Consider the following 13,921-nt stretch of genomic DNA (forward strand, 5'->3'; position numbering starts at 1 on the left):
GTCGTACGGAGAGTAGGCGGGTGCAGATCCAGGGTCACTATGAGCTGAAGTTCGAAGCGGTGCGCGACGCGTTTGCCGCATTGTTCGATGATCCCCAGGAGCGTGGCGCGGCGCTGTGCATCCAGGTTGGTGGCGAAACCGTCATCGATCTTTGGGCGGGCAGCGCCGACAAGGACGGCCAGCAGGCCTGGCACAGCGATACCATCGCCAACCTGTTTTCCTGCACCAAGACCTTCACTGCTGTGACTGCGCTGCAATTGGTGGGCGAGGGCAAGCTGGCCCTGGACGTGCCGGTGACCCGTTACTGGCCGGAGTTTGGCCAGGCGGGCAAGGACGGCATTACCCTGCGCCAGTTGCTGAGCCACCGCGCCGGCCTGCCGGCAATCCGTGAGTTGTTGCCGGCCGAGGCCCTCTACGACTGGCAGGTCATGGTCGACGCCCTGGCGGCCGAAACGCCGTGGTGGACCCCTGGCAGCGAGCATGGCTATGCCGCCATCACCTATGGCTGGCTGATCGGCGAACTGATCCGCCGCGCCGATGGCCGTGGCCCTGGTGACTCGATCGTCGCCCGCACTGCACGCCCGTTGGGCCTGGATTTTCATGTGGGTCTGGCCGATGAGGAGTTCCACCGCGTGGCGCATATCGCCCGTGGCAAGGGTAATCCTGGTGATGCCGCAGCCCAGCGTTTGCTGCAGGTGACCATGCGCGAGCCCGAGGCGTTGTCGACCCGCGCCTTCACCAATCCGCCAGCGATCCTCACCAGCACCAACAAACCCGAGTGGCGACGCATGCAGCAACCGGCTGCCAATGGCCACGGCAATGCCCGCAGCCTGGCGGGCTTCTATGCCGGCCTGCTCGATGGCAGCCTGCTGGAATCCGAACTGCTCGATGAACTGACCCGCGAGCATAGCCTTGGGCAGGATCGCACCCTGTTGACCCAGACCCGTTTTGGCCTGGGCTGCATGCTCGACCAGCCGGATGTCGCCAACGCCACCTTCGGCCTGGGTGCTCGGGCTTTCGGTCATCCGGGGGCGGGTGGATCGGTCGGTTTCGCCGACCCCGAGCACGACGTGGCCTTCGGTTTCGTCACCAATACCCTGGGCCCCTACGTATTGATGGACCCCCGTGCGCAGAAACTGGTGCGGGTACTGGGTAATTGCCTTTGATCGGGTAATGCGGGTAATGCCCGATTCCTTTGACTATCCTCAATGCCAACGCCTCGTGTGTGTGGGCAAAATTTCTTTCTAATTCATGGTGTATCGCTGATGTCTTCACAAAAAACCTTAGCACTTGCCCTGTGCCTGGCCATGACCGGCTGCGCCAGCCACTCCCAGGACGCTTCGAAGGACGGCGGCCTCAGCTGGTGGCCCTTCGGTTCGGACAAGGTTGCCGAACAGGACGTGAAGGACGCGGTGACCGAGAAGGTCGTCCAGGCCGATGCCAAGTCTGAAAGCAGCAGCCGCTGGTGGTGGCCGTTCGGCTCAAGCGATAAGCAGGCCGAGGCGCCGGCAGTGCCCAAGATCGACCAGAAGACCACCCAGGCCTGGCTGGACGAGTACGAACCGAAGCTGCGCGAGGCCGCCAAAGACAGCAAGCTTGAAATCGAACGTCGTGAAAACGTGCTTGCGGTGACCCTGCCGGTTGACGGCTCCTACAACCCGGACCGCCCGAACATGCTGCTGCCGTCTTCTCTGGGCCCGATCACCCGTGTGGCCAAGATCGTCGAAGGCGACCCGAAGACTGCCGTACTCGTACTTGGCCATGCCGATACCAGCGGTGTCGCCGTCGCCAACCAGAAGCTCAGCCTCGAGCGTGCCGCGTCGGTCTCGGCGATCTTCCGCTTGAGCGGCTTGCAGCGTGACCGCCTGACCCTCAAGGGCATGGGTGGCGTGATGCCACGCGCGGCCAATGACAGCGTCGAGGGTCGAGCCCTGAACCGCCGTGTGGAAATGCTGCTGACCCCGCAGAACACCATGGTCGCCTTGCTGGCCAAGTACCAGCAGGCAGCCCCGGCGCCGGTACCTGCGGCGATGGTTGCCACCCAGGATGCCAAGGCACCCGCCAAGGCCGCTGATGCCAAGCCCGCCGCGAAGAAGACTGTCGCCAAGGCCGCAGCCAAGCCCGCCGCGAAAAAGCCTGTCGCCAAGGCTGCAGCCAAGCCGGCTGCGAAAAAGCCGGCAACCAAGCCCGCAGCCAAGAAAGCGGCGCCTGCTGCCGACAAGAAAGTCGCCGCCAACAGCCCTGCGAAGACCAATTGATCGTCTAAGGAAACGCAGCCATGACTCAATCCCTGGCCGACATGCGGCGCGACTACACCCGTGATGGCCTGGCCGAGGCCCAGGCACCGGGTGAGCCGTTCGCGCTGTTTCACCATTGGTTCGGCGACGCGGTGAAGACCGAACAGCCGCCCGTCGAGGCCAATGCCATGACCCTTGCCACGGTTGACGGCGAAGGACGTCCGCATTGTCGGGTGCTGCTGCTCAAGGGGCTCGATGAGCGCGGATTCACGTTCTTCACCAACTATGAAAGCGCCAAGGGCCAGCAATTGCTGGTCAATCCGTTCGCTGCGATGACGTTCTTCTGGCCGGCGCTCGAGCGCCAGGTGCGCATCGAAGGGCGAGTGGAAAAAGTCAGCGCAAAAGAGTCGGACGACTACTACCAGGTACGTCCTCTGGGCAGTCGGCTGGGGGCCTGGGCCTCGCCACAGAGCCGAGTGATCGCCGATCGCGCAGCGCTCGAAGGTTTGGTCAAGGCTACCGAGGCGCGGTTCTCCGACACTCAGCCGCATTGCCCGGAACATTGGGGTGGCTACCGCTTGCTACCTGAGCGGATCGAGTTCTGGCAGGGGCGCTCCAGCCGCTTGCACGATCGCCTCAATTACCGGCTGGTCGATGGTCAGTGGCAGCGAGAGCGGTTGGCTCCGTGATTGCCAGGGGGGCCGCTTGCGGCCCTCGCCATTACCCGGTAAGGCTTGATCTTCATCCCGCCTTCAGCGGCGAAAACACAGTCCAGCGCCCCCTGTCATTGCGACGATGAAGTAATCCACGACTATTCTTGGTCTCATTGGTGAAGTGGGCGGCAAGCTGCTTGGCGCCTGTACTCGAGCTGAATGAAAACAATTTAATAACGTTTGTGTCGTGACACCCATCAACACGGGGAGTCTAATGGACACCTGACTTATGGAGATTCCCCATGCGTAAATCCGTTTTGATGGTGGCAAGCTTCACCACCATGGCGCTGTTGCTCGGTGGCTGCCAGTCCAGCCTGACCGGTGACAGCTACTCTCGAGATGAAGCCCGTCGCGTGCAGACTGTGCGCATGGGCACGATCGAATCCCTGCGCCCGGTCAAGATCGAGGGTACCAAGACTCCGATCGGCGGTGGTGCCGGTGCCATTGTCGGTGGCGTCGCGGGCAGCGCCGTAGGGGGTGGTCGCGGCAGTATCGTTGCTGCGGTGATCGGTGCCGTGGCCGGCGGCCTGGCAGGCTCGGCCGCTGAAGAAGGCCTGACCCGCACCCAAGGCGTTGAAATTACCGTGCGTGAAGACGACGGCAGCATGCGCGCCTATGTGCAGCAAGTGCAGCAGAACGAGATCTTCCGCGTTGGTGAACGTGTGCGCATCATGACCGTCGATGGCACCAGCCGCGTCACTCACTGATTTCGCAGCGCAAAGAAAACCCCGATCCGGCGAGGCCGGTCGGGGTTTTTTTGTGCCTGATGCTATCAGCTGGTTGCAACCGATACTTGTCGCTTGCGGCTGGCCGCCGCAGTCACGGCATAGCCGATCAACGCCGCGAAGAGCGAGCCGGTGAGGATGCCCATGCGGTCCTCCCCGGCATACTCGCTGACACCGGATGGGAAGGCCAGGGAGCCAACGAACAGGCTCATGGTGAAACCGATACCGCACAGAATCGCGACGCCAAACACCTGGCCCCAGTTGGCGCCCGCGGGCAGGGCGGCCAGGCGCAGCTTGATGGCCATCCAGGTCAGGCCGAACACACCAACCGTCTTACCCAGCAGCAATCCGATGGCGATGCCCATGGGCACCGAATGCGTGAAGCTCTCCGCGCTGGCATTGGTCAGCGATACTCCAGCATTGGCGAACGCGAACAGCGGCAGGATCGCGTAGGCCACCCAGGGGTGTAGTGCGTGCTCCAGGGTGAGCAGTGGAGAGGCATTTTTCTTGTCGCCAGTGCCCAGGGGAATGAACATTGCCAGCGCCACGCCGGCGAGGGTGGCATGGACGCCGCTCTTCAGCACGCAGACCCAAAGCACCAGCCCGACGATCAGGTAGGGTGCAAGCTTCTTCACCCCGAGGCGGTTCATGCCCAACAGTGCCAGCAGACAAGCTCCGGCAAGCATCAATGCCATGTTCGAAAGCTCGCCGGAATAGAACAGGGCGATGATGATGATCGCGCCGAGGTCGTCGATGATCGCCAGGGTCATCAGGAACAATTTGAGCGATACCGGCACACGCTTGCCGAGCAGCGCCAGCACGCCAAGGGCGAACGCGATGTCGGTGGCGGTAGGGATGGCCCAGCCAGCCAGTGTGGCGGGGTTGTCACGGTTGATGAACCAGTAGATCAGCGCCGGTACCAGCATGCCGCCGACCGCCGCAGTGGCAGGAAGAATGATCTGCGAGGGCTTGGACAACTGGCCTTCGAGTACCTCGCGCTTGACCTCCAGGCCGATCAGCAGGAAGAACAGCGCCATCAGGCCATCGTTGATCCACAACAGCAGCGGTTTGGCGATCTGCAGGGCACCGATCTGCACCGCGACAGGAACGTCGAGAAAGCCCATGTACAGGTGCGACAGGGGGGAGTTGTTGACGATCAGGGCAATGACCGCCGCGATGATGAGCAGCAGGCCGCTGGCAGACTCCAGCTGCAGGAAACGATTGATAAGGCTGCGCACGGGCGAGCGTCTCCAGTACGTATTTGAACGGAACGGGCGTACACCCTAACGTGCGGCGATATTCTTTAAAACAAAAACTATATTCTTTTTTGTTATAAATAATTGCGCTTTGGCTATCTGACTCCTGGGCGGAGGTATCCCTCTGGATTCTACGAATATTCAGCCGACTGCCGAGCCGTTTCACCGTTGAAATCTGCGCTGCAACGCTTTTCTTCCAAACAAGCGTCACGGAGGGGGACTTGGGGAATGCGCATTGGCCTACATCCTGCTCGGATCGTTCACCCGCTCTCTACAGAATTGGGTGTCTGCCTTCTAAGAACATGGCTGGTGAAATTTCAAAAAATCCCACTAATTGTTTGATTTTATTAGCTAATTATTTCCAGGAAACCTAATTGTAATGCGCTCCCAACAGGCTCTGCTGCCACCGATCGGCTGTGGTCCGGCGGTAGAAAACCATTACTTTGGGAGAAGTTGCATGAACGCTATTCACCGCCTGGCAAGCTGTCGTTTCGGATGTGCTGCGGGCGTTCTGGGATTGATGATCAGCACCCAGGCAGCAGCCGGTACCGTCACGACCGATGGGGCTGATATCGTCATCAAGACCAAGGGGGGGCTTGAGGTTGCCACGACCGACAAGCAATTCGCTTTTCAGATAGGTGGCCTATTGCAGGCTGACTACAGTGAGTTCGACGGTCTCTATAGCAAGAACGGCAAGCGCGCGAACGAGGCTTTCCTGCGTCGTGCCCGATTGGAGCTCAATGGCAAGGCCTATGGTGATTGGTCCTATGAGTTCTCCATCGATTTCGCCGACGACGGTGTGACGTCCTGGAAGGAAGCCTCTATCAGCTACCTGGCGCTGGAGCCGGTGACGATCAAGGTGGGGCGTTTTGATCCCGACTTCGGGCTGGAGCAAGCTACCAGTTCCAAATGGACAACCGCCATGGAGCGTAGCCTGCTCGGCGATCTGGCCCCATGGGTAGCCGACCATGCAGACGGCATGGGCGTGCAAGTGAGCGCCAGCACCGATCTGTTCTATGGCGTCGCCAGTGTCAATCGCCCCAAGGGGCAGGAAGACAAGAACGGCAAGAACACCAACACCTATAACCTCCGCGCCGTCGTCGCTCCTTGGGCGGAGCCTGGCAATGTGCTGCACTTTGGTGTCAATTACGCCATGAGTGATATCGACAACGTTGCCAGCAACGGCCGTATCCGTTCACGCCTTGGGGCGCGCGCAACCTCCGAAGACGCCGTCAACGGTAACCGCGTGGACCTTGCTCCCGGCGTTGCCGGAGCCTACGACGGTGATGCGGTCTGGGGCCTGGAAGCCGCCTGGGCGCAGGGGGCTTTGTCGGTGCAGGCCGAGTACCTGCGCCGGGATCTCGATGCAGTATCGGATACCAGGCGCAATGATCGAAAAGCTGAGGGGTACTACGGCCAGTTGGCCTACACCCTCACTGGCGAGCCTCGGGGTTACAAACTCAACGGTGGCAAGTTCGACAAGGTCAAGCCGTCCGACAAGCAACTGGGGGCCTGGGAGGTCTTCTACCGCTTCGATGCCGCGCGAGTCGAAGAGCGCGGTTACCTGGATAACCGGGCGAAGCTGCACACCTTGGGCGTCAACTGGTATGTAAATGATCAGGTCAAGGTTTCGGCCAATTATGTGAAAACAAACGTCGATGGCATCAGCAACCAGGCCGGTGATGACTCTGGCGACGCCGTGGCGATGCGCCTGCAGTATGTTTTCTGAGCCCTGCACCAGACATGTAGCAGCCCCGGTGCTCCGGGGCTTGCCTGACCGCGAGGAATACCATGATCCGCTTCTGCACTACCGTTTTAGCGCTGTTTCTGCTCTGTGCCCAAGTCCGAGCCGATGGCGAGCCTGCCCGCATCGGACAGTTGCTGGAGGTCAGCATCGAGCAGTTGCACCCAACCCAGGCTGTCATCGGATTCGACCAGATCTATTACAAGCTGGGTCGTTATGCCGCCGAGCCGAAAAGGGTCTTCGATGACTATTGTGAAGTCAACGGGCAGGGCGAGGCTCGTGCGGTGGGCAAAGGCGCCGAGTTGAGCAATCCCGACAGCTTTGCCTGTGAGGCCCCCATAGGTACTCGCAAGGCCGACATGAAGACGGTCGTCGTCGGCCCGGACGGGCGCCTTTATCTCACCGATGGTCACCATGGTTTCACCAGCCTCGCCGAGTGGGCCGGTCGTGACTTGAAGGTCTGGGTGAGAGTTACCGACGATTTCAGCGACAGCACCGACCTTGCGCAGTTCTGGCAGCGCATGCAGCAGGCCCGCAAGGCCTGGCTGCGCGATGCTGACGGCAAGCCGATCACACCTGCCCAGCTACCCGCCCATGTTGGCTTGAGTGATATGGCCGATGACCCGTATCGGTCCCTGGTGTACTTCGCCCGCAAGGTTGGCTACGACAAGCCGCGCTCCGGTGACGTGGCGCCTGAGTTTCTCGAGTTTTACTGGGGCAACTGGCTGCGGGGAACGTTGCCGCTGGCAGCTTTCGATCTTGATGAGCGCAGCGGTTATCGGCAGGCGGTTGCCGCAGCCGCCAGGTTGATGGTGACGCTGGCCCCGGACGAGGTTGTTGGCGACAGCGGCTTCACTGCGCGCCAACTGGGTGGTTATCACAGCGTTGACCGCAAGGAACTGGACAAGACTGCGAGCCGCAAGCTGGGCTATGTGGCCGAGTACCGCAAGAACCGCAGTACTCGGCAATAGCCCGTGCAACTGCCCTGGCTCGGGGCGTCAGGCCTCGATTCCCAGCATGTCGCGCGCGACCGCTTCGGCGATCCGAATGCCATCGACGCCCGCCGACAGGATGCCGCCGGCATAGCCTGCCCCTTCACCGGCCGGGAACAGCCCCTTGAGGTTCAGGCTCTGGTAGTCCTCGCCACGGGTAATGCGCAGCGGCGACGAGGTACGTGTCTCGATGCCGGTCAGCACTGCATCGTGCAGGTTGTAGCCCTTGATCTGGCGATCGAAGGCCGGTAGCGCTTCGCGAATCGCCTCGATGGCGAATTCTGGCAGGCTGGGGGCCAAGTCACCGAGAGTGACGCCTGGTTTGTAGGAAGGTTCGACGCTGCCCAGCGCCGTGGACGCACGACCTGCGACGAAATCGCCGACCAGTTGCGCCGGCGCCTGGTAGTTGCTGCCGCCCATGACATAGGCGTGGGCTTCCAGGCGTTCCTGCAACTCGATGCCGGCCAACGGGCCGCCCGGGTAGTCACGCTCAGGGTCGATGCCCACAACGATGCCCGAGTTGGCATTGCGCTCATTGCGCGAATACTGGCTCATGCCGTTGGTGACTACCCGCCCCGGCTCGCTGGTGGCGGCGACCACGGTACCGCCCGGGCACATGCAGAAGCTGTAGACCGAGCGGCCGTTCTTGGCGTGGTAGACCAGTTTGTAGTCGGCGGCGCCGAGTTTGGGGTGCCCGGCATACTTGCCCAGGCGCGCCTTGTCGATCAGCGATTGCGGGTGCTCGATACGGAAGCCCACCGAGAAGGGCTTGGCCTCCATGAACACGCCCCTGGCGTGGAGCATACGGAAGGTGTCGCGGGCACTGTGCCCCAGGGCCAGCACCACATGGCGCGAGTGCAGCTGTTCGCCGCTTTCCAGAACGACGCCGGTGAGCTGTTCGCCATCGACCAGCAGGTCGGTGACCTTCTCCTGGAAGCGGATTTCACCGCCCAGGGCAATGATCTCCTCGCGCATCTTCTCGACCATGCTGGTCAGGCGGAAGGTGCCGATGTGCGGCTTGTTGATGTAGAGGATTTCCTCCGGTGCGCCTGCCTTGACGAATTCTTCGAGCACCTTGCGGCCATGGTGCTGCGGGTCCTTGATCTGGCTGTACAGCTTGCCGTCGGAGAAGGTGCCGGCGCCGCCTTCGCCGAACTGCACGTTGGATTCGGGGTTGAGCACGCTCTTGCGCCACAGGCCCCAGGTATCCTTGGTGCGCTGGCGTACTTCCTTGCCGCGCTCGAGCACGATCGGCTTGAAGCCCATCTGCGCCAGCAGCAGGCCTGCAAAGATACCGCACGGGCCGAAGCCGACCACGATCGGACGTTGCTGAAGATCGGCCGGGGCATGCCCGACGAACTTGTAGCTGACGTCCGGCGCCACGCTGATATTGCGATCATCGGCGAACTTGTGCAGAAGCTCGGCTTCGTTGCTGGTTTCAAGGTCGATGGTGTAGATGAACAGCAGTTCGCTGTTCTTCTTGCGTGCGTCGTAGCTGCGCTTGAACAGGTTGAAGCCGAGCAGTTGCTCGTCGCGGATCCCCAGGCGCTGGACGATAGCCTCGCGCAAGGCTTCGTCGGGATGGTCCAGGGGCAGCTTCAGTTCGGTGATTCGTAGCATGGCAGGGTCCAGTATCCCGGCCATGGGCGGCCGGCGGCTTTACTCAAACCGCCAAGTATAAGCTGTTCGCCGCCCCGACTGGCAGGATAAAAGTACCCGATGATCAGTTGTCGCGTGCACCGCCGTAGTAGGCACAGCCTTGCAGGGCCTGGCCATCGATGCGCAGTTCGGCGCGCAGGTGACGCACGGCACCGGTGCCAGGCTCGACACAACGCTGCGGCGCGACCCACAGCTCGACGCGCTGGCCGTTGGCTTCGCTGGACAGGCTCAGGCCGCCGCCGGGCATCTGCTCTTCGAGGAAGGGCAGCGGCAGCGGATCCTTGCCTTCACGGTTGATCACCATGCCCTTGCCGCTGGCCTTGATGTCCCAGTCGGGTGCGTGCCCGCCGGCACGCAGGGTCAGTTGCTTGAAGTTGGGGTCTTCGCAGGCACTGGCGGAGGCTTCGACTCGGTACAGCCGGGTAACGTCCAGCTGGCCGTCACTGTTGGCCTCGCGACTGCCGGCCAGGCGCCCGCGGATATCGGCGAATAGCGTGGTCTTGGGGCCACCGGCGAGGTTGGCGGCTTCCTGCAGGATGCCGGTTCCAGCGGCATCCTTGACCACGAAGCGACGTGCCTCGCTGCAGGGCTTGAACAGCAACTGGCCATTGGCTGCACTGAGTTCGCCTTGCATGCGGGTAGTGCCGACGTTCGGGTCGCTTGGTTGTTCGGCGAGCATCTGGCAGCCGGCGAACAGGGGCAGCAGGGCGGCGAGCAGCAGGGGAGGGGTGAGACGCATCGTGCAGACTCCGGGGTCGCGGGTATCGAGGGGAGTCACGTTACCCAGCGAGCGTTGGCTTCACAAGGGGCATCACCCAGTGTCGTATTTCGCGGGATCATGAAAAAAGGGCCCGCAGGCCCTTTGATCATTCAACCACCCAGGTACGCGTCACGCACCTTCGGATCGGTCAGCAATGCCTCACCAGTCCCTTGCATCACCACCTTGCCGTTCTCCAGCACATAGGCGCGGTCGGCGATCTTCAGCGCCTGGTTGGCGTTCTGCTCTACCAGGAACACCGTCACGCCATCACGGCGCAGCTGTTCGATGATGTCGAAGATCTGCTGGATGATGATCGGCGCCAGGCCCAGCGACGGCTCGTCGAGCAGCAGCAGCTTGGGTTTGCTCATCAGCGCCCGGCCGATGGCCAGCATCTGCTGCTCGCCGCCGGACATGGTGCCGCCGCGCTGGGTGAAGCGCTCCTTCAGGCGCGGGAACAGTTGCAGGACCTTGTCCATCTGCTCCTGGTAATCGCCCTTGTCGGTGAAGAAACCGCCCATGGCCAGGTTTTCCTCGACGGTCAGGCGGGCGAACACGCGGCGGCCTTCCGGCACCACCGCGATGCTCTTGCGCATGATGTGCGAGGAGGGCTGGCCGACCAGCTCTTCGCCCAGGTACTTGATGCTGCCGCTGTGTGCCTGTGGCGAGCCGCACAGGGTCATCAGCAGGGTCGACTTGCCGGCGCCGTTGGCGCCGATCAGCGTGACGATCTCGCCCTGGTTGATTTCCACGTTGACGCTGTGCAGCGCCTGGATCTTGCCGTAGAAAGTGGAAACGTTCTCGAACTTCAGCATTTACGCTTCCCCCAGGTAGGCCTTGATCACATCAGGGTTGCCGCGGATTTCCTCCGGCGTGCCATCGGCCAGGGGCGTGCCCTGGTTGATCACCACGATGTGGTCGGAAATGCTCATCACCAGTTTCATGTCGTGCTCGATCAACAGCACGGTCACGTTGTGGGATTCGCGCAGGTAGCCGATGAGGGCCTTGAGGTCTTCGGTTTCCTTGGGGTTCAGGCCTGCTGCCGGTTCGTCGAGCATGATGATCCGTGGCTGGGTCATCATGCACCGGGCGATTTCCAGCCGGCGCTGCTGGCCGTAGGCGAGGGTGCCGGCGGTACGGTTGGCGAACTCGGTCAGGTTGACCTTCTCCAACCAGTACTGGGCCCGCTCCATGGCTTCCTTCTCGCTGCGGCGGAACGCCGGGGTCTTGAACAGGCCGGCGAAGAAGTTGGTGTTCAGGTGGCGGTGCTGGGCAATCAGCAGGTTTTCCAGCGCGGTCATTTCCTTGAACAGGCGTACGTTCTGGAAGGTCCGCACCACGCCCTTGCGGGCGATCTGGTGGCCGGCCAGGCCCTGGATCGGCTGGCCGTCGAGCAGGATGGTGCCGCCACTTGGCTTGTAGAAGCCGGTCAGGCAGTTGAACACCGTGGTCTTGCCGGCACCGTTCGGGCCGATCAGGGCGACCACCTGTTTTTCCTTGACGGTCAGGCCCACGCCGTTGACCGCCAACAAGCCGCCGAAGCGCATGCTCAGGCCGCTGACTTGCAGAATTTCGCGGCTCATCGACGCAGCTCCATGTGTGGACGTTGCATAGGCAGCAGGCCTTGCGGACGCCAGATCATCATCAACACCATCAGCGCACCGAACATCAGCATCCGGTATTCGCTGAACTCACGCATCAGCTCTGGCAGCAGGATCATCACGATGGCCGCGAGAATCACGCCCAACTGAGAGCCCATGCCGCCAAGCACGACGATGGCGAGGATGATCGCCGACTCGATGAAGGTGAACGACTCCGGCGTCACCAGGCCCTGGCGCGCGGCGAAGAAGCTGCCGGCGAAACCTGCGAAGCAGGCGCCCAGGGTGAAGGCCGAGAGCTTGATCACGGTAGGGTTCAGGCCCAGCGCGCGGCAGGCGATCTCGTCTTCGCGCAGCGCTTCCCAGGCACGCCCGATCGGCATGCGCAGCAGACGGTTGATCACGAACAGCGCGAGCAATGCCAGCAGCAGGGCGACCAGGTAGAGGAAGATGACCTTGTTGATCGAGTTGTATTCCAGCCCGAAGAACTCGTGGAAGGTCTGCATGCCCTCTGCCGCGCGGCGTTCGAAGGTGAGCCCGAAGAACTCGGGTTTGGGGATGTTGCTGATGCCGTTGGGGCCGCCGGTCCAGTCGGTGAGGTTACGCAGGAACAGGCGAATGATTTCGCCGAAGCCGAGCGTGACGATCGCCAGGTAGTCGCCGCGCAGGCGCAGTACCGGGAAGCCGAGCAGGAAACCGAAGGTTGCGGCCATGAGGCCCGCGATCGGCAGGCAGACCCAGAAGCTCCAGCCCAGGTAGTGCGAGAGCATGGCGTAGCTGTAGGCACCGACGGCGTAGAAACCGACGTAACCCAGGTCGAGCAGGCCGGCCAGGCCGACCACGATGTTCAGGCCCAGGCCCAGCAACACGTAGATCAGGATCAGGGTGGCGATGTCGACCGCGCCGCGCGAGCCGAAGAACGGCCAGATCAGGGCGGCCACGATCAGGCCCAGGATGATCCAGCGCTGGGTCTTGGGCAGGGTCAGGAAGTTGCTTACCGAAGGCGGGATCAGTTTGCGATCGGAACGCCCGCCCATCACGGAGCTCCACTGCTTGTCGAACAGCACACGCAGGAACATCAGTATCGAACACACGGCAATGATGCTGATGGTGAAGCTGCCCTGGCTGTGCACGATCAGGCTGATGCCATCGATGCTCAGCTTCAGGCCCAGCACCGGGAAGGCGACGGCCCAGACCAGCAAGGCGCTGAAGAACGCCTGTTTGAGATTTCTGTTCATACTTTTTCAACCTCCGGACGGCCCAGGATGCCGGTCGGCCGGAACAGCAAGACGAGAACCAACAAGCCAAACGCCACCACATCCTTGTACTGGTCGCCGAAGATGTCGGCGCCGAAGGCTTCGGCCACACCCAGCACCAGCCCGCCGAGCATGGCGCCCGGGATGCTGCCGATGCCGCCCAGAACCGCTGCGGTGAAGGCTTTAAGGCCTACCAGGAAGCCGGCGTTGGGGTTGATTACCCCGTACTGCATGCTCAGCAGCACGGCCGCCACGGCTGCCAGGGCGGCGCCGATGACGAAGGTCAGGGCAATGATGTTGTTGGTGTTGATGCCCAGCAGGTTGGCCATCTTGATGTCCTCGGCGCAGGCGCGGCAGGCGCGGCCCAGACGGGAACGGGAGATGAACAGGGTCAGGCAGGTCATGGCCACCAGCGTGACGACGAATACCAGGACCTGCATGTAGGACACCAGCACTTCCTCCGCACCGCCCGGGCCGAACGAGAAGGCGCCCGGAATCAGGTTGGGGATGGATTTGTCCTTGGAGTCCTGCGACAGGAGCACGGTGTTCTGCAGGAAGATCGACATGCCGATGGCGGAAATCAGCGGAATCAGGCGGTTGCTGTTACGCAGCGGCCGGTAGGCGACCCGTTCGATGCTGTAGCCATAGGCACTGGTCACGCAAATGGTGGCGACGAAGGCCACGGTCATGAGGATCGGCAGCGAGTGGATACCCATCATGGCCAGGCCCGCGAGGGCGATGAAGGCCACATAGGATCCGATCATGTACACCTCGCCATGGGCGAAGTTGATCATCCCGATGATGCCGTACACCATCGTGTAACCGATGGCGATCAAGGCATAGGTGCTGCCGATGGTCAATCCATTAACCAGTTGTTGGAAGAAATGGTAGATCTCAGGCATTACAGCGCTCCTAAAAACCTGATTTGCATTTCGCTGGCGGGCGATGGGCCCGGCCCGTTTCGTGGTCTTCGCCAAGTCAGTG

At 62.0% G+C, this 13,921-nt stretch carries 13 protein-coding genes; 6 read left to right on the plus strand and 7 right to left on the minus strand.

Annotated features, from left to right (window positions below; translation table 11 throughout):
• Positions 1–20 precede the first annotated feature (20 nt).
• From ACNFHO_RS19760 to ACNFHO_RS19775, 4 genes are all read left to right on the plus strand, one after another.
• Positions 21–1,166, plus strand: a complete 1,146-nt coding sequence (locus ACNFHO_RS19760; RefSeq protein WP_063543479.1) for a serine hydrolase domain-containing protein — start codon at positions 21–23, stop codon at positions 1,164–1,166.
• A gap of 99 nt (positions 1,167–1,265) precedes the next feature.
• The gene (locus ACNFHO_RS19765) at positions 1,266–2,258 is read left to right on the plus strand and encodes an OmpA family protein (protein WP_416767123.1); all 993 of its coding nucleotides are present in this window, start codon (positions 1,266–1,268) and stop codon (positions 2,256–2,258) included.
• A gap of 20 nt (positions 2,259–2,278) precedes the next feature.
• The gene (gene pdxH, locus ACNFHO_RS19770) at positions 2,279–2,926 is read left to right on the plus strand and encodes a pyridoxamine 5'-phosphate oxidase (protein ID WP_416767124.1); all 648 of its coding nucleotides are present in this window, start codon (positions 2,279–2,281) and stop codon (positions 2,924–2,926) included.
• Between the two features lie 266 nt (positions 2,927–3,192).
• Positions 3,193–3,657 (plus strand): glycine zipper 2TM domain-containing protein, encoded by a 465-nt coding sequence (locus tag ACNFHO_RS19775; RefSeq protein WP_054891758.1) that lies wholly within the window; start codon positions 3,193–3,195, stop codon positions 3,655–3,657.
• A 65-nt stretch (positions 3,658–3,722) separates the two neighbouring features.
• Here the strand turns inward: ACNFHO_RS19775 and nhaA are convergent, their stop codons facing one another.
• Complete coding sequence (gene nhaA / locus ACNFHO_RS19780) at positions 3,723–4,913, minus strand: Na+/H+ antiporter NhaA (protein WP_063543485.1); 1,191 nt, start codon at positions 4,911–4,913, stop codon at positions 3,723–3,725.
• A gap of 475 nt (positions 4,914–5,388) precedes the next feature.
• Here nhaA and ACNFHO_RS19785 point away from each other — a divergent pair, with 475 nt between their 5' ends.
• Positions 5,389–6,660, plus strand: coding sequence for an OprO/OprP family phosphate-selective porin (locus ACNFHO_RS19785; RefSeq protein WP_416767125.1), 1,272 nt, complete (start codon positions 5,389–5,391; stop codon positions 6,658–6,660).
• 62 nt (positions 6,661–6,722) lie between these two features.
• On the plus strand, positions 6,723–7,646 hold the full coding sequence (locus ACNFHO_RS19790) for a ParB/Srx family N-terminal domain-containing protein (protein ID WP_416767126.1): 924 nt from the start codon (positions 6,723–6,725) through the stop codon (positions 7,644–7,646).
• Positions 7,647–7,673: 27 nt separating this feature from the next.
• Here ACNFHO_RS19790 and ACNFHO_RS19795 read toward each other — a convergent pair whose 3' ends face one another.
• The 6 genes from ACNFHO_RS19795 to livH form a co-directional block, all read right to left on the minus strand.
• Positions 7,674–9,287 (minus strand): NAD(P)/FAD-dependent oxidoreductase, encoded by a 1,614-nt coding sequence (locus ACNFHO_RS19795; protein ID WP_416767127.1) that lies wholly within the window; start codon positions 9,285–9,287, stop codon positions 7,674–7,676.
• A gap of 103 nt (positions 9,288–9,390) precedes the next feature.
• A complete protein-coding gene (locus ACNFHO_RS19800; protein ID WP_416767128.1) occupies positions 9,391–10,065 on the minus strand; it encodes a COG3650 family protein in 675 nt (224 codons plus the stop codon).
• A 131-nt stretch (positions 10,066–10,196) separates the two neighbouring features.
• Positions 10,197–10,898, minus strand: coding sequence for an ABC transporter ATP-binding protein (locus tag ACNFHO_RS19805; RefSeq protein WP_054891753.1), 702 nt, complete (start codon positions 10,896–10,898; stop codon positions 10,197–10,199).
• Positions 10,899–11,666 (minus strand): high-affinity branched-chain amino acid ABC transporter ATP-binding protein LivG, encoded by a 768-nt coding sequence (gene livG, locus ACNFHO_RS19810; RefSeq protein WP_054891752.1) that lies wholly within the window; start codon positions 11,664–11,666, stop codon positions 10,899–10,901.
• Positions 11,663–12,919 carry a high-affinity branched-chain amino acid ABC transporter permease LivM gene (locus tag ACNFHO_RS19815; protein WP_054891751.1) on the minus strand — a complete coding sequence of 419 codons (1,257 nt, stop codon included), beginning with the start codon at positions 12,917–12,919 and terminating at the stop codon, positions 11,663–11,665. Before ACNFHO_RS19815 ends, livG begins: the two co-directional genes overlap by 4 nt.
• Positions 12,916–13,839 (minus strand): high-affinity branched-chain amino acid ABC transporter permease LivH, encoded by a 924-nt coding sequence (gene livH, locus ACNFHO_RS19820; protein ID WP_054891750.1) that lies wholly within the window; start codon positions 13,837–13,839, stop codon positions 12,916–12,918. Before livH ends, ACNFHO_RS19815 begins: the two co-directional genes overlap by 4 nt.
• Between the last annotated feature and the right edge of the window lie 82 nt (positions 13,840–13,921).

The sequence above is a fragment of the Pseudomonas sp. NY15374 genome (genome assembly GCF_048068255.1).
Lineage (GTDB): Bacteria > Pseudomonadota > Gammaproteobacteria > Pseudomonadales > Pseudomonadaceae > Aquipseudomonas > Aquipseudomonas machongensis.